This is a genomic window from Yersinia rochesterensis (genome assembly GCF_003600645.1).
GTDB classification, from domain to species: domain Bacteria; phylum Pseudomonadota; class Gammaproteobacteria; order Enterobacterales; family Enterobacteriaceae; genus Yersinia; species Yersinia rochesterensis.
Window position 1 is genome coordinate 3,256,425 of sequence record NZ_CP032482.1, and the last position, 20,015, is coordinate 3,276,439.

The following is a 20,015-nucleotide window of genomic DNA, read 5'->3' on the forward strand; positions in this document are numbered from 1 at the left end:
TAAAGATAGATAATCAACAAGATAAGTATTAATCAACAAATAACCAAACAAATGTTTGGTTGTCTATTTTTCAGGAAAGAATGTTATGAATAGCTATAACTGTGTTTCATCGAATAATGATCTATTTCACAATATAGAGGGTTTATTATCTCAGATTTTCTGCAGTGAAAAGTGGCAGGATAAAAATAAAGCGACATCGGCAGGTGCCAAATGTCGCTTTAAAGTGATTAAATATACCGGATATCTTAGATACGGATTAAATCATCGCCGTAACCAATCCACTTATAAGTTGTCAGTGCATCTAATCCCATTGGGCCACGGGCATGAAGTTTTTGCGTGCTGACTGCCACTTCTGCGCCCAAACCGAACTGGCCGCCATCAGTGAAACGCGTACTGGCATTGACATAAACAGCAGAAGAATCAACCGCACGAACAAAATGTTCGGCGCTACTCAATGAGCGGGTCAAAATAGCATCAGAATGGCTGGTGCCATGTTCACGGATATGGTCGATGGCAGCATCGATATCAGCCACAATATCCACATTGAGATCCAGAGATAGCCATTCATCGTCATAATCAGCGGCTTTCACAGGCACAACCTTGGCTTTACCTTCCGCCAGATACGGCATAGCTTGCGAGCTGGCATGCAGTGTCACACCCAAAGCATGCATTCTGGCACTTAACACCGGCAGGAAGCGCTCGGCGATTGCCTGATGAACCAACAAGGTTTCCAATGAGTTACACGCACTTGGGCGCTGAATTTTAGCATTTTCAATGACCAGCAGTGCTTTTTCAAAATCGGCACTTTCATCGACAAAGGTATGGCAAACACCAATACCTCCGGTAATAACCGGAATAGTGGATTGCTCACGGCACAGTTTATGTAAGCCCGCGCCCCCGCGTGGAATCAACATGTCGATATAGTTATCCATACGCAGCAATTGAGTGACCAACTCGCGATCCGGGCTTTCGATCGCCTGTACAGCTGCGGGCGGTAAGCCACATTGCTCCAGCGCTTGCTGAATAACTTTCACTGTCGCCTGATTCGTATGGTGTGTCTCTTTACCGCCACGCAAAATAACCGCGTTGCCGGTCTTCAAACATAAGCTAGCCACATCAATTGTAACATTGGGGCGAGCTTCATAAATGACACCTATGACACCCAGAGGTACGCGGCGGCGCTCCAGTTTCAAGCCACTGTCGAGCAAACTGCCGTCAATAACCCGGCCTACAGGATCATTCAGCCGGCATACCTGGCGCACATCATTTGCAATGGCGGCTAAACGCGTGGGGTTGAGCAACAACCTATCCAACAGCGCCTCACTCATGCCACTGTCACGTGCAACTGCCATATCTTGTTCATTAGCCTGTAAAATGGCCTGACTTTCAGACTCAAGCAGATTGGCTATCACGACCAAAGCCTGATTTTTCTTTGCCGTACTCAGCATCGCCAATTGCCAGGAGGCCTGTTTAGCGGCTTTCCCCATCTGTTCCAGCATGCTCATACTTGCTCCTTAGCTGACAATCATATCGTCACGATGAACAGCCACCGGGCCGTATTCATACCCGAGAATTTCACTGATTTGTTGCGAATGATGCCCTGCTAACATACGCAAAGCATCGCTGTTGTAGCGCGACACACCATGAGCCAAATCGCGCCCACTAAGATTGCGGATACGAATAACTTCGCCGCGCGAGAAATTCCCCAGCACACTGCGAATACCTTTTGGCAGTAGCGAACTGCCCCGTTCAATAATAGCAGTAACAGCACCATCATCGACGGTGATTTCACCCGCTGGCGGTGCGCCAAAAATCCAGCGTTTACGATTTTCCAGTGGTGTTTCCAGCGCGTGGAATCGGGTGCCAACCGGCGTCCCCTCAATCACATCAGCAATGACACCCACCTGACTGCCCGCAGCAATCACAACATCAATACCGGCACGACACGCCACATCCGCCGCCTGTAATTTTGTTGCCATGCCGCCCGTGCCCAAGCCAGAGACGCTATCGCCCGCCACCCCGCGCAAAGCATCATCGATACCATGCACTTCGCGGATTAATTCAGCTGCTGGATTATTACGTGGATCGGCGGTGTACAACCCGGCCTGATCAGTCAGTAACAGTAGCTTGTCAGCACCGGCCAGAATCGCGGCCAGTGCCGAGAGATTATCATTATCGCCCACTTTGATTTCAGCGGTAGCCACGGCATCGTTTTCATTGATTACCGGCACAATACGGTTATCCAGCAAAGCATTCATGGTGTCACGGGCGTTTAAGAAACGCTCGCGATCTTCTAAATCAGCACGGGTCAGCAACATCTGGCCGATATGGATACCGTAGATTGAGAACAACTGTTCCCAGAGTTGAATAAGCCGACTTTGCCCGACCGCGGCTAATAATTGCTTCGAGGCAATAGTGGCGGGTAATTCCGGATAACCCAAGTGTTCACGTCCGGCCGCAATGGCTCCAGAAGTAACAATAACAATACGATGACCTTTTGCGTGTTGCTGGGCGCATTGGCGCACCAATTCAACAATATGGGCACGGTTGAGACGACGGGAGCCGCCGGTCAGAACACTCGTCCCCAATTTCACAACCAAAGTCTGGCTGCCACTCATAATTTTTCTGCCGTTGGGATGAAGAATAAAAGAAAGGGTATAGGAGTCTTTTTAACAGGCGGGAGCCGTTATGCCAAGTACTTTGCGTATCAGCTTCTTAATTGGCATTGCAGGTTGGATATACGCCTGCAATGCCCGTTAAACAAGTCTATTTTTACGCCAACAACTTAACCGGCTGTTCGCTGAAATCTTGCGCTGGCTCCAATCTCATTTCAATGGAAGTCAGCATCTCGGCGAGGCGTTTATGGAAACCACGCAGCGTGGTCTCCAGTTTCTCTTGTACTTCAGGATCTTTAATCTTTTCCGCTTTCCAGTTGCCATCTTTATTAAACAGACCAAACTGGTAAACATAGGTAAAATGATCAGCCGCCGGTTCCAGTTCTATCCACCATCCCCAGAACTCACGCTTCTCTGGAGCAAGCTTCACATTGACGCACACAGCTAAGCAATCAAAGAAAAATCGGTCATTCTGGCACTGCCCTTCACGCAGGTATGGCCCTAAAGCGGCAAAACGTTTCATAAGCTTACTTTTAGGATGAGCACTGGTTGACGTCATTCTTAAATCTCCTTATGTAGGCCCACCTTTTTAGCAAACTGTTAAAAATTAGCAACTCATTAACGCATTTTATCTTCTAACCACTGACTGGTTTGCAATAATGCACGATGGAAATTGTCATATAGTGGTGTTGATGATATGGGTAATAATTTGCCATCAGCGGAAGAAGAACAAATCAGTTTAGCTTCCTCTTTCGGACTGAAAGGGTCATTTTCCCAAAAGCCTGCCAACATTGGTGTTTGACAGCGTCGCCCCAATAACCCCTGCGTTTTCAAAGAATAGCGGTTCATTTCTGCTCTGAGTATTTCATCCGCAGCATCTGCCATTCCCAAGCGGCTAGCCATCACATCCATATACATGTCGGGCATTTTGCGCTGACTATCGGCATTACACAGAAGATGGTGCACAATCGGGCCGAGGCACGCCACAGCACGCACACGTTGCGGTTCTAAATACCCCAAACGAACCGCCACATTGGCACCAAAACGGAAACCAAAAACACTGACGCGCTGGTGATCAATCCAAGGAACTGTTGGCAATGCTTGCAACACTTGCTGATGCAGGAAACTGGTGTCTTGAGTAAGTTTCCACTTTGACGAAGCCCCGACGGACGGCATGTCGATGGTCAACATCGCTATCCCTTTGGGAGCCAGATAGTCTCGGAACAGGCGATAATAATCACTTTGCAATGTATCCAGCCCGCCGCACATCAGTACCGTCGGGAATGGCGCGCTGCCGATGGTTGGCAGATGCAGGAACCCATTAAGAGTCCCGCCATCTGAAATATCAAAACTAAGCTCTTTCAAAGTGTAAGGCAGATGCTTGGCGGCGGCTTCATAAGCGCGGTTAGACAGCACCTCGACTTGCTCGGCCAACTCATCACCTTTCAAATGTGGATAACCGGCGATGCTGTATAAATTAGCCGCATTTAGCCAATACTGGCCGGCATTCATTGGGTCCGCTTCATCCATGGCTTTTTGCTGCCACTGCATCCCCTGATGGGCCCATTCATAAATCCAATTACCGTTACGATAACCCACCACGGTATCCAGCAAGTCATTATCGCTGTGTTCCGCTTTCGAGCAGGCAATCCGTGATAATACCTCTTCGATTTCCAGAGGATCAACACCACGCCAAGTCCAGATAAGGCGGTTAATCATGCGGTACCAATGATGGGTAGTATCGCCATCCAGTGCCGAGTGAACCGTCACCGCATTATTGCAGTGAGCATGCCGCACTAAAGTAGAGGTTTCAGGATGCTTGAATTTTGGTTTGAACAGAATTTCAGAAAGGTTGGCTTGTGCCATAGTAACAATAGCCTCCATAAGCCGTGATTCAGGCCCGTTAAGGGCTGGTCAGATGGGGTCAGTGTACTCATACTGCGCGGAAAATGAAACGCCCGGTAGGCACCGGGCATTTAAATTACACTAAATTATTTGCCGCTCAAAGGCGCGACGAAAGTTACCGCCATATCCCACGGCTGCTCAATCCAGGTACCTTGAGGAATATCAATCACATAGTCATCGACTAGTGGACGACCCGCTGGTTTGGCAAAGATGGTCACAAAATGTGCTTTAGGATACATTTCACGGATAGCTTTCGCCGTACCGCCAGTATCAACCAAGTCATCAATCACGATAAAGCCTTCACCGTCGCCTTCTGCGCGCTTCAAAACTTTAAGCTCACCTTGGTTATCATGGTGATAGCTGGCGATGCAAACGGTATCGACATAACGAATACCCAGCTCGCGCGCCAGAATACCCGCCGGCACTAACCCACCACGGCTAACCGCGATGATACCTTTCCATTGTTCAGCAGGCAGTAAACGCTGTGCCAATTTGCGGGCATGAATTTGCAACATATCCCAAGTAACGACGTATTTTTCGCTCATAAAGTGTAATCCCAGCCAGTATAGAAGTGGCTTGCCATGATTCAGAAAGGGGAAAAAAGGTTGCGCGAGATTATAGAGAGCCAGCCGAATAAAAACCAGCAATTATCCGGCTAATTAGTAAAAATTGCGGGTATCAAACTGGTATAAAAAGCAAAAGTCACTGTCAAAAATGCCATCAAATGGCGTGTGGTCGAATGCTTCAAGAGAAGCTGTAAAGTCGAAGACCCCCGCCATAATCAGAAACATTGATGACCACAGTGCTTTGTTGTTTAACAACACCAATTTTAACAAAAATCTAAATTTTAAAATGAAAGAACTGCGGTAATAATTTAATGATACTTTTACAGAATACTCAATAAGACCACATAACATCTCATCATAAAATCTTAATACATAACAATTAGTTAAGTTTTATTGGCAGCTCACGAATCAGCCTTAGACACACAAATCTACTCATCATCAGATATACACAACAAAATGGTGGGAAAAGAATGATGGGGAAGTCGCCCACACCACATATGTGCCGCCACTCAAATAAATAACACTAAACTAATTATCACGTTTCGCTTGTAATTCTAGAGTATAAATACGAAAATAACTGAAATATGTGGGATTGTTATAACACAAAAATCTGGGTTGTTGAGTCAAAATATGACGCCCCTTAAGCTAAATGGAAATTGTGTAGAAACGCCCGCAATTAGCCACTAAGATAAGAGCGCAATATCAGTGCGTTGGCAGCTGTAAGCCAAGGGCGGTAGCGTGGATAATTGCGTTAGAGGTAGAGTACACATAGACCAGAACATTTCTCTAAGTATATTTATCCACTAAGAAATTGGTTTTTTAGTTGTTCTTCCTTTAGGACTTACTCCTATTCCATAATTACTATTTGTAAATCATATCATGTTAATAAAACAAGTTGCTTCTCATTAATAAAAGAAGAGTTGAGCTTTACTAAAAAATACAATAATTAGATAATTAATATACAGATAAATATTAACACTTTTAGTCCGTAATAGGAAAAAGATAAATGATCGATTAAAATACAACCATTGAATCTCTGAACTGCATCAAGGGGGAAATTTGATTTAAAATAATCAAACCCCAAACTCTTCATGGCATTTTATTAAATAATCACCCTGCAAGAACATTGTTATTATTCAAAAAACAAAATTAACCATTATAAATTATAATGGTTAATTTTGGTTTTAGTCATTGTTATAGTAAATATTTCAACTAAGACATGTCAATTAAACTTAAATTTTAAGAATATATAATTTGGATTAACCATGAAAACAATAATTACATTTGGAACATTTGATGTTTTCCATGTAGGTCATATAAATATATTGGAACGTGCGGCATCTTATGGAGATAAACTTATTGTTGGTGTTTCATCAGATGAGTTAAACTTTAGCAAAAAGAAAAGATATCCTATTTATTGCCAAAATGATCGAGTAAAAATTATTAGCTCATTACGATTTGTTGATGAAGTATTCATTGAGGAATCTCTAGAGCTAAAACTAGATTACATCAAGCAATATAATGCAGCAATTTTAGTCATGGGCGATGATTGGGTCGGGCGTTTTGACTGGGTGAAAGAAGCCTGTGACGTCATTTACTTACCAAGAACACCATCAATATCTACCACTGAAATTATCGAAGTTGTAAGGTCAATGCCCAAATGATAAGTAAAAAAAAAGCCGCTAGAATTATAAAAAAAGTAATTAGTGCTATAAGTGGAATCATACCTAAAAACAATAAAAAAATAATATTTAAGAGTCGACCAGATATCTCAGGGAATGCTAAAGCACTAAGTGAATTTATAAGTAAAAATCACAATGATTACAAAATAATTTGGCTCGTCGAAAGCGACTGTAAAGCTAATGATCTCAATATTAATATAATTAAAACAGGCACATTTAAGTCTCTCTACCATTATTTTACTAGTAAATACATTATTACAACCCATAATGAAATGATTGGAACTAAAGCAGCTTCACAGATATATATTAGTTTATGGCATGGAATGCCTCTGAAAAAAATATGCTATCTAGGTGAGTTTGATAACGTAGGTATGGAAGACTACTCTGCAAATAGAATAGCTACATCCGAGATCATGCGTTCTATAATTTCAGCCTGTTTCAGAGAGAAAGCAAATAATGTATATATAACAGGGCAACCTAGAAATGATTTTTTATTTCAAAGTCGACCGATAGATGTTACAGATAAAAAATCCAGAATTAATAAAAAGAAAATAATATATGCTCCAACCTTTCGAGAGAATCAAACAGCATTGCAGTACTCGGATGGCAGTGCAATTAAAGAAAATAACTTTTTACGTGTCACTGACTTTAACATAGAAGCTCTGGATACTTTCCTTGATGAAAATAATGCAGAACTTTTTATTAAACTTCATCCTTTCGAAGAAAAAACATTCATTTCAACTGAATTGACCAATAATATAACAATAATAAAGACAGAGACCTTACATGAAATAAATCTAGATATCAATCACTTGCTAAACAAGATGGATATTTTAGTTACGGATTATTCCTCTATCTATTTCGATTATATGCTGCTCGATCGGCCTATTTGTTTTCTTGTCCCCGACATTGATGCATATGGGAACTCAAGAGGTGGTTTTACACTTGAACCCGTTAAATTTTGGATGCCAGGAGCTCACACCTTCAGTCAGTATTCCTTGCAAGATGAATTGAAAAAATTGCTCGATGGACAAGATGATTATCAGGAGCAGCGTAATATGGTTAACAATGTAATTAATTTTTATAAGGATGAAAATAGCAGTGAGCGAGTTTTCCAAAAATTCTTCATCTCCAATCAATAAAAAGATAGCAATCAAGATTTTATTAGGAGATATTTCATCCAGAGGAGGAATAGAGAGGGTATCTGTTTCTTTAGCTAATGCACTTTCAGATAATTATGACGTTGAAATAATTAGTTTATATAAAACAAACTCCGAATTATATTTTCAACCGTCGAAAAAGGTTAATATTCACATTCTGAAAAATGAATATGAAGAAAGCATGTATAATAGGAAAAAAAAACTTATTGAAGGCATGTTATTTGATTTAAGATATATAAATAAAAAAAAGAAGTCGCTAGAAAAATCAATTGGACACAATGACATTGTCATATCATGTGATACAAAAATGTCACTATTAGCAAAATTATCCGGTAGCAAACACATCATTGCTATTGAACATTTTGAATATGACGTTATCAATCCAATTTTAAAATATATTCGAAAAATTATTTATAAAAAAATATCAGCAGTTGTTACTTTAACTAATGAAGATGCAAAGAAATACTCTTGGCTTCCCTCGCATAAACATAAAATAATTCCAAACATTGTTGAAATACCAGAAAAAAAATCATTAAAGAAAGAAAATAATGTGTTAGCTATAGGGCGTTTTGTCGAGCAAAAAGGGTTCGACCTCTTGCTTTCAGCCTGGTCTAAAATATCAACTGAAGGCTGGTCTTTGATAATAGTTGGGGATGGGCCAGATAAACCTCTACTTGAAAAATACATTAACGATAATAAATTAAGTAACGTAGTGCTAGCCCCATTCACTGATAATATAGGAAAGCATTACGAACAAGCTAAGGTATTCGTTTTATCATCACGCTATGAAGGCTTGGGCATGGTCCTTATTGAAGCCCTTTCATATGGTCTACCTTGTATAAGTTTTAATTGTCCAGCAGGACCGAAGTCAATACTTAACAAAGATAATGGAATTTTAGTTAAAGCGGAAAGCAGTGAGGAATTATCAATAGCAATTAAAAAGCTTATGGATGATGAAAGCTTAAGAGAACTATACTCCGCCAAAGCAGTACCCAGTATCAAAGAGTATACTAAAGAGCAGGTATTAAAGCTCTGGGTTGAAATCATTGAGCAGGATGTTAAATGAATACTTACGATTTTATTTTTATTACTAATGTTCCTGCATTCTATAAAGTGAATCTTTTTAATAGACTGGCCAAGCATTGTCGAATCAAAGTGATTTTTATCGCAAAAAAATCAAAAATGCGAAATGATGATTTCTACAATTATAATCATGAGTTTAATAGTGAGTATATAAATACTGGTGATTTTGAAAATCGTGATAAATTAAAAACACTTATCAAAATATATAAAACAATAAGAAATGATGAGTTCACGAAACTTGTTTACCCAGGCTGGGAAATAAAAGAATTATTATTTTTATCTTTTCTAGTGAGAAGGGATAAAAATTCTGTTGTTATTGAAAGTAGTATAAATGAAACAAAAACAGATGGTTATGCATGGTTATTAAAAAAGTTTTTCTTAAAAAGAATGAGTTCAGCCTACCCTTCTGGAGTTTTACAAAAAAAAATACTAGAAAAAATAGAGTTTAAAGGAAAAATAACATTTACTCATGGTGTAGGTATTCCTAATTATATAAGGAGTCCTTTTAAATATTCTTATAAGAAAAAAGATGATTCAACATTAACCTATCTGTATGTTGGAAGATTATCTGAAGAGAAAAACTTGTCATTTCTAGTAGATATATTTAATGAAAGACCCGAAAAGTTGATTATTGCCGGCGATGGGCCAGAAGCAAATAACCTAAAAAGAAAATCTAAGAGTAATATTAGTTTTTTAGGTTATATAAACAATACAGATCTAAATCAGATTTATAAATCAGCTGATGTTTTTGTTCTTCCATCTAAGTCGGAACCATGGGGACTAGTAATTGAGGAAGCGCTTACTTTTGGTTTACCTATCATAGTAAGTAATAAAGTGGGGTGTAAGGACGATTTGGTAACTAGCGAAAACGGACTGGTTTTTGATATCGATAATAATAATTCATTTGAAAATTGCTTAGACGAGATGAATAAAAATTATAAAAAATACTTTGAACATGTAAATGCTTCAGATATGTATTTGATATACGAAAAACAAGTTGAATCCTATTTGATATCGCTAAAATAAAAATGAAATCTAAAACATTAACAGATTTTTTTAATTATGCTCTTGGTGATGTATTCGTTAAGGGCTTCTTATTTATTTCCCTACCGCTACTTTCTCGTTTACTTGACCCGATACAATATGGATATCTCTCTCTAATTAATACAGCAACAATAATTTTATATGTATTTATTAGTTTAAACTTGCAAAATGCAATAACTAATAGATTCATGATAACGAGTGAACATTTTGATAGCTATTTATTAAGTATTCTTTGTTTTATTATCCCATTTCAGATCATATTGATAATACTAGAACCTTTATATAGAGCCCCCGTCAGCTCCTTTCTTGGCATAAATGAGAAAGACTTTATATCCGTATTATCAATATGTGTAATGCTTTCATATATATATATATACACATGTTATCTACAAGCATCGAGACAAAGTAAACGTTATGTCATTTTTAATATAGTCGCTAAAATTAGCGAAATGATACTAATTTTTGCTTTTGCATATTTTTTAACATCAAATCAATATATGTCAAAAATCTATGCTCAGATGATTGTCAATATAATCCTTATTACATACGTTTCAATGATTTTATGGAAGCTAAGTCGTGGTAAGTTCAATTTTCTCTATCTAAAAGAAGCACTAATATTTTCGTTACCCTTAATTGTACATGTTCTTTCAAATTCACTTTTATCGCAAGCCGATAGACTTATTATCAATAAAATAATGGGCACTTATTCAGCGGGCATCTACTCTTTTGCATATAATTTAGGTATGTGTGTTATTGTTGTTATTATGGCATGGAATTCATCATGGCAACCCAAGCTTTATAAATTAATCAATATTAGAGATGATGAGGCAATAAAAAAAGCAACATATGCAAGTACAGTATTGATATTCTTAATCTGTGCCCTCAGCATGTTGTTTTCTAAAGAAATGGTGGTATTTCTCGCTAGTGATAAATATTATGATAGCATTCCAATATTACCATTAATAATTATTGGGAATTCATTAATTCATATCTATTTGGTTTATGTTAATTTTATTTTTTATAAAAAGAAAACAGTTATTATTTCTTGTGCTACGTTGGGAGCATTAGGGATTAATATCATCTTAAATTATTACTTAATTCCAAAATTCGGTATTGCCGGTTCTGCTTGGGCTACCGTTGTAGCTTACTTTTTCTTAGCTGCACTCCACTATACAACAGCTACTTATATTACTAGAAATAATATCATTCCATTTAAATATCTTATTTTCTATAGCGTTGGGTTATTATTAGTTTATCCCGTAACATTATATTTAAATGAGATGGACTTAATTTCGGGACTAGTCTTAAAACTCATAATTTTTCTAATGGTCATAGTGTTTGTAGCCAAATCTAAAATTTTAAAATCACTAAGTGAGTAATATGATAATTTATGGTTTGTTTTCCGTACTAACATTACTCATTGCTAATATTGATATTGCTTTTTCTAAAAATAAATTAATTGTTAAATATGTTTTATTCTTACTAATTATTTTAGTGATTGGATTACGTTATGAACTCGGGGTAGATTGGCTTTTTTACCGAGACTCTTTTAACGGTAATAGTACAAATACTTTAACAATAGAACCGGGATACCAACTGCTGTCCTCATTTATAAGTTATTTGGGTTTTGGATTTTGGTCTTTTGTATGCATGATAAGCATATTTATATTATTTATCCTTTATCGGTTCTTTAAAAAATACTCACCTTTTCCACTTTTTTGTTTAACTATTTATTTTATTTCATCTTTTGGTTTTAATATTGAAGCCTTAAGGCAAATCATTGCTGTTGCTATTTTCTATATTGCACTTAGTTACTATTTAAATGGTAAGAAGAAACATTATATAGCTTTATGTTTACTCGCTTCATCTTTCCATATATCAGCGATAATATTGATAATATTACCATTTATAGATAATGCAATATTTAAGCGACTAATGAAAATTAGTGTGCTGTTTGGTGTAGTAATGTCCGTGGTTGGATTATATCCAATAGAAATTATTTTAGAAGCATTAACATTATTCTCTTATAATCCCTATCTTGAAAAGATTCATCTTTACACTTTAAATGCTAGCACTGGAAATATATTTACATATAATCTACTCGTCAAAATTATTATTATTTCTTATTACTTTATCAAGAAAAAGCACATTTACTTTGAGTTTGCCAATAAAAAATTACCATTAAACTTCGCATCTAGTTTAGAAACGATTATATTAACAATGCTAATCATTGATGTTTATTTTGGCAAATATGGAACTATCACCTCCAGAGTTGATGAATACTTTGCTCCAATATTTATAATATTAGTTAGTTACTTAATAATGATAAATAAAAGTATAGCTAATAAAGTAGCCTTCTCAATTTTATTTTCTTGCTATATACTAATCGCTTTTATTAGATTCACCTCAAATGAATATTTCCAAAATCAGTATCTACCCTATAGAAATTCTCTCTATTCTAAAATAATAGGTGAAAATGCGTCGTTGGCTCGAGAGCAAGCTGTAAAATTACATTGGATTGAAAGGAAGAAATGATGCTATTAGTCAATGCCAGTAACTTATATATTGGAGGGGGACTCCAAGTTGGTATTTCAGTTATTGAAGAATTTACTGCACTAAAAGTTAATTTTATTGCTGCGGTATCACCAGTGGTTTTTGAACAATTATCCAGCCAAGCACAAAAATCATGCGAAGTGATTGAATCAACACCATCAGGTATATTCAACTTCTCAACAAGAAAAAGATTAGATGAGCTGGTAAAACAATATCAAATAACAGATGTATTTACTATATTCGGCCCAAGTTACTGGAAACCTAAGGTTAAAAATCATTTAGTCGGTTTTGCTCAAGCTTGGTTAATTTATAATACATCTGTTATTTTTAACAAGCTTTTATTAAAAGAAAAAATAAAAATTATAATTCTTAGTTTTATTCAACCTTTTTATTTTAAGAATAACTCAACTAAACTTGTTACTGAAACAGATGATGTTAGGCTAAAAATTGGAAAGCGTCTTAAAATTAATCCTCAAAATGTGTTTACAGTTTCAAACACAATTTCATCTGTATTTTACGAACCGAAAAAATTTGATCGCCAAGTTCTAAATAGACTTCCTATTAAAAATGATGATATTTGGCTACTCACAATCTCACATGATTATCCGCATAAAAATTTAGCTATTATTGCTGATCTTGTAGAAAAGCTTCCTTCTAGATTTAAATTTATTTTAACAGTCAGTGACGAATTTAAGAAAAATATTCCAACAAAATATCAAGATCGGCTTATCACATTGGGTAAAGTAAGTAGTGCACAGTGCCCTCCTCTATACGAAGTATGTGATGCATTATTCCTGCCTACACTATTAGAATGTTTTAGTGCCTCCTATGTAGAAGCGATGTACATGGGAAAACCTATTTTCACTTCAAATCGAGCATTTGCAAAAACGGTATGTGGAGATTCGGCTTATTACTTTGATCCGCTAAAAGCCGATGATATTGCCAATACTATTATTACAGCCTATGAAAATCCATTAGTTATAAATAAAAAATGTTTGGATGGAAAAGAACTCGTAAGTCGGTTTCCATCCGCAAGAGAACGAGCTGAAAAATATTTGAGTATTTTATATGCTAAATGATATTAAAGAAAAAAGTATTGTTTTACTTGTTGATGACTATATTCCTGATAGTACAAAAGTCGCAGCAAAAATGATGCATGAACTTGCTTGTGAATTAGTTCAACGAGGATATAAAGTAACAGTAATAACACCATCTAGTCATTTAAAAAGTAATTATCATAGTGATTATATCGATAATGTTGAGGTTGTAAGATTCAAACTTGGCCCAATAAAAAATTGCTCACTTATCAAACGAGCTATAAATGAATCACTTCTTCCATTTAAAGCATGGTTATACACAAATAGACATCTGAAAAATAAAAACTTTGACTTAATTATCAGCTATTCACCATCTATCTTCTGGGGATGGTTTGCTATAAAACTTAAAAAGAGATTTCAGTGCTCTTTGTATTTAATTTTGCGTGATTTCTTTCCTCAGTGGATCATAGATAACGGAATTATAAAAGCCAATAATCCTATCACTAAATATTTCAGATTTATAGAAAGATTAAATTATAGCTCCGCAGATGTTATCGGAATTCAGTCTATTGCTAATATTAAGTATTTCAAAGAGTGCTTTAGTGACCGTTACAAAACTCGCCTGCTATTTAATTGGGTTAGCCCTAATTTAGAGAAAAATAATATAGACTTCAAAAAACACTTAGGTCTAGAGAATAAAGTTTTATTTTTCTATGGGGGAAATATTGGCAAAGCACAGGACATGAAAAACTTAGTGAGACTTGCCAAACGCCTTCAGCATAAATCGGAAGCACATTTTGTTTTTCTGGGACAAGGAGATGAAGTCACACTTATTAAGGATATGGTAATTCAAGATAAAATAAATAACGTCACTATATTACCATCGGTATCACAACAAAAATTCAAAGCTATTTTGCACGAAGTCGATGTAGGTCTATTCTCTCTTTGTCGTAATCATAAAAGTCATAACTTTCCTGGGAAAATACTAGGCTATATGGCTAATAGTATACCTATCTTAGGAAGTGTAAACAAAGGAAACGATCTGCAAGAAATAATACAAGAATACAATGCAGGCTTCGTTACTATTAATGGTGAAGACGATATTCTTTATCACAATGCACTGACTCTTCTTGAAAATTCTTTATTAAGAAAACAGTTAGGAATTAATTCAAACCGTCTATTACATGCAAAATTCACAGTTGCTGCTGCTGCTGATGAAATTATCAATAATCAAGGTTAAAAATGTTCAATTCAAAAACATTACTTATTACCGGTGGGACAGGCTCATTTGGCAACGCTGTCCTCGATCGTTTTCTGGAAACGAGTATCTCTGAAATTCGAATCTTTAGTCGTGATGAGAAAAAACAAGATGATATGCGTAAGAAGTACAAAAATGATAAATTGAAGTTTTATATAGGTGACGTTAGAGATTACCAGAGCATTTCTAACGCAATGCGTGGTGTAGACTATATTTTCCATGCAGCGGCTTTAAAACAAGTCCCTTCTTGCGAGTTTTATCCTCTTGAAGCAGTTAAGACAAATGTCTTGGGGACTGAAAACGTTATTGAATCCGCAATAAATCATAACGTTAAACGTGTTGTTTGTTTAAGTACAGATAAAGCAGTTTATCCTATTAATGCAATGGGTATTTCTAAAGCCATGATGGAAAAAATTATGGTGGCAAAATCCCGTAATTTATCTTCCTCTAACACAGTTGTTTGTGGTACTCGATACGGAAATGTGATGGCATCACGTGGTTCTGTTATCCCGCTGTTTGTTAATCAGATTTTAAAAAATGAGTCTGTCAGTGTAACTGATCTTGAAATGACACGCTTTATGATGACTCTTGAAGATGCCGTTGATCTGGTTATCCATGCTTTTACCCATGGCTCAAATGGTGATATTTTTGTTCAAAAAGCACCGGCAGCAACAATTGAAATTTTAGCAAAAGCTATTACTGAACTTATGAGTAAACCTGAGCATCCGATAAATATAATCGGAACGCGCCACGGAGAGAAACTCTACGAAACATTGTTGACCCGAGAAGAGATGCTTCATGCAGAGGATCAAGGAAACTATTACCGTATTCCCGCAGATAACCGTGATTTAAATTATGGTAAATTCTTTGAGAATGGTGAGAAGAAAATAACTGAAATTGCTGATTATAACTCTCATAACACAACCAGACTAAACCTTGAAGATACAAAGAAATTACTACTAAAACTGAAGTTTATGCGGGAAATAGTTAGTGGTAATACTGTACAGCCGGAGTATTAATTATGCGTAAAGTACTAATCACTGGCTCTAATGGTTTTATAGGTAAAAACCTGAGTGTAGCGCTTAAAGAACGTGGTCTCATAGTGCTAACGTTTACACATGAAGATGATATATCTGAGCTTACCAATAAAGTCATAGCCGTAGATATAATTTATCACTTAGCTGGCGTTAATAGGCCATTAACTGATGATGAGTTTGTTAGTGGAAATACTGATTTTACAGAAACTCTAGTCAAAATTATTGCTGAGAGAAATCCTAAAGCCTCACTGATTTATTCATCATCAATACAAGCTGAAAAAGATAATGCCTACGGAAAAAGCAAATTAAATGCTGAAAGAATAATTCAGGAGGCAGTGACAAAATCAAATATTAATGCATCTATCTACCGTTTACATGGGGTTTTTGGTAAATGGTGTCGACCAAATTATAATTCAGTAGTTGCTACTTTTTGTCATAATGTTATTAATGATATACCATTAACCATCGACAATCCTTCATTTACCCTAGAGATTGTTTATATCGATGATGTTATTGAGGCATTTGTTAGCCATCTGGATATTAAAAATAACAATGATATCTTTTATGATATTCCAGTTAAATATAAAATATCACTCCAAGATTTGGCGGATAAAATAATAGGGTTTAAATCTTCACGCAATGATTTAACTATAGATTCGGTGGGTGAAGGTATTAGCCGTGCCCTTTATGCTACTTATCTTAGTTATTTGCCCCCTGAAAAATTTTCATATTCCGTTCCGGTATATGAAGATCCCCGAGGTAGTTTTGCTGAGTTGCTGAAAACACCAGCTTATGGCCAATTTTCATTTTTTACCGCTAAACCAGGCATAACTCGCGGTGGACATTACCATCATACTAAGAATGAAAAATTCATTGTTGTATCTGGCAAGGCACTATTTAGGTTTGAACATATTATAACTCATGAAGTTATTGAGTTTGAAAAAAACGCTGCCAATATTGAAATTGTTGAAACAATACCGGGTTGGGCACATAACATCAAAAATATAGGTTCTGATGAACTCATTGTAATGTTGTGGGCAAATGAAATTTTTGATCGTAATAAACCTGACACAGTAGCTTGGGATATGTCATATGAAAAATAAATTATGCGTGCTTAGTGTTGTTGGGACACGACCTGAAATTATCAGACTCTCAGCAGTCCTTAAGAAGCTTGATGTACATTGTGAGCATATCATTGTTCATACGGGTCAAAATTACGATTTTGAATTAAATGAAATTTTCTTTAATGATCTTGGTGTTAGAAAACCAGATTATTTTCTTAATGCAGCAGGTGATAATGCAGCAACCACGATTGGTAATATTATTATTAAAGTGGATGAACTACTTTCTAAAATAAATCCCGATGCTATGTTAGTGCTGGGTGATACCAACAGTTGCTTAGCTGCATTGCCTGCCAAAAGAAGAAAGATACCTGTTTTTCATATGGAAGCAGGCAATAGATGCTTTGACCAGAGAGTTCCAGAGGAAATTAATAGAAAGATCGTTGATCATATTTCAGATGTCAACTTAACCTATTCAGATATTGCTCGTGAGTATCTTATTTCTGAAGGTTTAAGCCCAGATCGTGTAATAAAAACTGGCAGTCCAATGTTTGAAGTTATTAATCAGCATATTGATAAAATTCATAAATCAGATGTACTTACCCGAATTAAACTCGAACCTGGTAAATTTTTTATTGTCAGTGCTCATCGTGAAGAGAATGTAGACAGCCCAAGCAACATTAAAAAATTAGCAGATATCTTAAATAAGATTGCAGAGAAATATAATTTTCCGGTTATCGTTTCAACACATCCTCGAACTCGGAAACGTATAGAAGAAAATAATCTTACTTTTCATCCCAATATTCAACTTCTAAAACCTTTAGGCTTTATTGATTATATTAAATTACAACTTGAAGCCAAAGTGGTACTTTCGGATAGTGGCACCATTACGGAAGAATCATCTATTCTTAACTTCCCAGCATTAAATATTCGTGAAGCACATGAAAGGCCAGAGGGAATGGAAGAAGCTTCGGTAATTATGACTGGTTTAAGTGTTGAAAGAGTTATGCAGTCATTGTCTATTTTGGAAAGCCAGCCAACTGGTGAACATCGTTTACTACGACCAGTGAGCGACTATTCTATGCCCAATGTTTCGGATAAAGTTGTGCGTATAATACACAGCTATGTTGATTATATTAATCGTGTCGTTTGGAAAAAATATTAATTTCTTATCGCGGAGGTTAAGTGTTCCTTTTTGACGAAAAATTTAAAATTGATTTATATAGTAAAGCTGCTACATCCCCGCGTCGACGTGATCATTTCAATATTCATAATGATTATCAGGACCCAGTACAAAGGATTGCTATTGCTTTACTGCATGGAACATACATTCCACCGCACAAACATACACAATCTCATCAATGGGAGTTTTTCCATGTTGTTGAGGGAGAAGTAAAACTAATACTCTTTTCAGAACAAGGGACAGTAACAGAAATCTATTTATTAGGTGATAAACATAAAGTTTTTGCCGTGCAGCTTCCACCCAATATATTTCATACCTTGGTTTGTATCTCAAGCAAAGCATTTATTTTTGAATGGAAGCAAGGCCCATTTGTTCTCGATACTGCTAAGGAGATGCCACACTGGTCTATGCCTGAAAACGACATAAATATATCTTCAAAAGTTCAACACCTTGAAAAGGTGATCATCGGTGATAACTTTACTGATAACATTTAAATTTTAGCGACTTTTGTCCTATCGGGTAACATTTTTATTACCTACCATAAAGTATTGTTATCTTAGTCGATATACGCAGTAGTAATAACCTCATGATTTTCTGAGGAGAATATATTTAGTTTTCTTTATTTTTAATAGATTGGATATTTTAAATATGAGTGATAATAGTAATAAAAATGATACTGCGCCGATAAAAAGTCAATATTATGACTTCTCTACATTATCTCCGCAAAAGGATGATATTAACTTCTTTGAATTGATTACAGTTATTTTAAATTCTAAATTTAAAATAATAATAGTTACTCTTTTATTTATAGCGGCCGGTTTTACTGTAGCTTATACGCTTCCTAACCAATGGACAAGTACTGCTATTGTAGTCAAACCAAGTGATGAATCAATTCAAGTTCTAGATAAAATAACCTCTGATTTAGCGGCATTAGATATTGCAATAGATATTGATTCGGATTATTTATTATCCACATTTAAGCAAAATTTTGACTCTCGAGATATGCGTGCTGAATATTTGGTCAGTACTAACTATTTTAAGAGGTTAATGGAGGAGGATCCACAAAATGAGGCACGGAGAAGATATCTAATTGAAAAAATAATCAATCAAGATATTAACTCTGTTGGTTCTCAACAAGATAAATCTGATGATAAATCTGAATACCGTTATTATAAATTATCTCACAGAGCAGATACGGCTAATGATGCCCACGATCTTTTACTGGGATATATAAATTATGTAAAGAAAATCGTTGATGCTGATATTACACGAAAAATAAAACGAACTATTGATACAGCTAAAAACCTTAGTACAGAAAAATATAATTTAGATTTATTAAGAGCTAAAAACAATCAAGAAGTTAGAATTGAACGATTAAAATATGCAATTGATATGGCTAATGCCGCTGGCATTAAAAAGCCTATATATGGTAGTGGCACTGTGATTAATGATGACCCAGACTTCCCGATTACTATTGGTTCAGACACATTGAACAAAAAGTTAGAAATTGAGAAATCCATTACCGACCCAGCTTTAATTGATCCCGACCTTTTGAATCGTAAGTTATATATAGAAAAGTTGAACGGATTAAAAATTGATGATATCGATATAGTTCCCTTTAAATATCTACAGCAACCGACAGAACCGACAATAAAAGATGCATCTAAACGTTTACTGGTTCTAATATTCTTTACACTGATTGGTTTCGTGGGTTCTGTAAGTTTCGTTTTGATAAAGCATTTTATGCGTGAGTGGAAGCAAAAAAATCAAGATACCCATATTGGTTGATATCAACAGTTAAACACGGCTCATTTATCCAATAGCTAAAGTA

18 protein-coding genes are annotated in these 20,015 nt (G+C 36.1%); 13 read left to right on the forward strand and 5 right to left on the reverse strand.

The window, feature by feature from the left end:
- Positions 1-245 precede the first annotated feature (245 nt).
- The 5 genes from proA to gpt all read right to left on the reverse strand — a co-directional run bounded on the left by proA (position 246) and on the right by gpt (position 5,065).
- Positions 246-1,499: a glutamate-5-semialdehyde dehydrogenase gene (proA, locus tag DXZ79_RS15135; RefSeq protein WP_038639368.1), complete on the reverse strand. Its 1,254-nt coding sequence runs from the start codon at positions 1,497-1,499 to the stop codon at positions 246-248.
- A 15-nt stretch (positions 1,500-1,514) separates the two neighbouring features.
- The gene (gene proB / locus DXZ79_RS15140; protein ID WP_038631410.1) at positions 1,515-2,618 is read right to left on the reverse strand and encodes a glutamate 5-kinase; all 1,104 of its coding nucleotides are present in this window, start codon (positions 2,616-2,618) and stop codon (positions 1,515-1,517) included.
- Between the two features lie 154 nt (positions 2,619-2,772).
- Positions 2,773-3,174 carry a sigma factor-binding protein Crl gene (gene crl / locus DXZ79_RS15145; protein WP_038631408.1) on the reverse strand — a complete coding sequence of 134 codons (402 nt, stop codon included), beginning with the start codon at positions 3,172-3,174 and terminating at the stop codon, positions 2,773-2,775.
- Positions 3,175-3,233: 59 nt separating this feature from the next.
- Complete coding sequence (gene frsA, locus DXZ79_RS15150; protein WP_038631405.1) at positions 3,234-4,481, reverse strand: esterase FrsA; 1,248 nt, start codon at positions 4,479-4,481, stop codon at positions 3,234-3,236.
- Positions 4,482-4,606: 125 nt separating this feature from the next.
- On the reverse strand, positions 4,607-5,065 hold the full coding sequence (gene gpt / locus DXZ79_RS15155) for a xanthine phosphoribosyltransferase (protein ID WP_038631403.1): 459 nt from the start codon (positions 5,063-5,065) through the stop codon (positions 4,607-4,609).
- A 1,286-nt stretch (positions 5,066-6,351) separates the two neighbouring features.
- On the opposite strand from gpt, the gene DXZ79_RS15165 reads away from it, so the two are divergent.
- From DXZ79_RS15165 to wzz(fepE), 13 genes are all read left to right on the forward strand, one after another.
- Entirely contained in the window at positions 6,352-6,750 is a 399-nt protein-coding gene (locus DXZ79_RS15165; protein ID WP_038631400.1) for an FAD synthase family protein, read from the forward strand.
- Positions 6,747-7,910, forward strand: coding sequence for a CDP-glycerol glycerophosphotransferase family protein (locus DXZ79_RS15170; protein WP_038631398.1), 1,164 nt, complete (start codon positions 6,747-6,749; stop codon positions 7,908-7,910). The genes DXZ79_RS15165 and DXZ79_RS15170 overlap by 4 nt, the downstream gene beginning before the upstream one ends.
- Positions 7,870-8,994: a glycosyltransferase family 4 protein gene (locus DXZ79_RS15175; protein ID WP_230852375.1), complete on the forward strand. Its 1,125-nt coding sequence runs from the start codon at positions 7,870-7,872 to the stop codon at positions 8,992-8,994. The genes DXZ79_RS15170 and DXZ79_RS15175 overlap by 41 nt, the downstream gene beginning before the upstream one ends.
- Positions 8,991-10,037, forward strand: a complete 1,047-nt coding sequence (locus DXZ79_RS15180) for a glycosyltransferase family 4 protein (RefSeq protein WP_038631396.1) — start codon at positions 8,991-8,993, stop codon at positions 10,035-10,037. The genes DXZ79_RS15175 and DXZ79_RS15180 overlap by 4 nt, the downstream gene beginning before the upstream one ends.
- A gap of 2 nt (positions 10,038-10,039) precedes the next feature.
- The gene (locus DXZ79_RS15185) at positions 10,040-11,434 is read left to right on the forward strand and encodes an oligosaccharide flippase family protein (protein ID WP_038631394.1); all 1,395 of its coding nucleotides are present in this window, start codon (positions 10,040-10,042) and stop codon (positions 11,432-11,434) included.
- 1 nt (position 11,435) lies between these two features.
- Complete coding sequence (locus DXZ79_RS15190; protein ID WP_050291398.1) at positions 11,436-12,590, forward strand: EpsG family protein; 1,155 nt, start codon at positions 11,436-11,438, stop codon at positions 12,588-12,590.
- On the forward strand, positions 12,587-13,687 hold the full coding sequence (locus tag DXZ79_RS15195) for a glycosyltransferase (RefSeq protein ID WP_120011417.1): 1,101 nt from the start codon (positions 12,587-12,589) through the stop codon (positions 13,685-13,687). Before DXZ79_RS15190 ends, DXZ79_RS15195 begins: the two co-directional genes overlap by 4 nt.
- Positions 13,677-14,885, forward strand: coding sequence for a glycosyltransferase family 4 protein (locus DXZ79_RS15200; RefSeq protein WP_120011418.1), 1,209 nt, complete (start codon positions 13,677-13,679; stop codon positions 14,883-14,885). The genes DXZ79_RS15195 and DXZ79_RS15200 overlap by 11 nt, the downstream gene beginning before the upstream one ends.
- Before the next feature lie 2 nt (positions 14,886-14,887).
- A complete protein-coding gene (locus DXZ79_RS15205; RefSeq protein WP_038631383.1) occupies positions 14,888-15,922 on the forward strand; it encodes a polysaccharide biosynthesis protein in 1,035 nt (344 codons plus the stop codon).
- Between the two features lie 2 nt (positions 15,923-15,924).
- A complete protein-coding gene (gene wbjC / locus DXZ79_RS15210) occupies positions 15,925-17,043 on the forward strand; it encodes a UDP-2-acetamido-2,6-beta-L-arabino-hexul-4-ose reductase (RefSeq protein WP_120011419.1) in 1,119 nt (372 codons plus the stop codon).
- Complete coding sequence (gene wecB, locus DXZ79_RS15215) at positions 17,033-18,166, forward strand: non-hydrolyzing UDP-N-acetylglucosamine 2-epimerase (RefSeq protein WP_038631380.1); 1,134 nt, start codon at positions 17,033-17,035, stop codon at positions 18,164-18,166. The genes wbjC and wecB overlap by 11 nt, the downstream gene beginning before the upstream one ends.
- Positions 18,167-18,186: 20 nt before the next feature.
- Entirely contained in the window at positions 18,187-18,678 is a 492-nt protein-coding gene (locus tag DXZ79_RS15220) for a WbuC family cupin fold metalloprotein (RefSeq protein ID WP_050291399.1), read from the forward strand.
- A gap of 154 nt (positions 18,679-18,832) precedes the next feature.
- A complete protein-coding gene (wzz(fepE), locus tag DXZ79_RS15225; protein ID WP_038631378.1) occupies positions 18,833-19,972 on the forward strand; it encodes an LPS O-antigen length regulator Wzz(fepE) in 1,140 nt (379 codons plus the stop codon).
- The last annotated feature ends 43 nt before the right edge of the window (positions 19,973-20,015 follow it).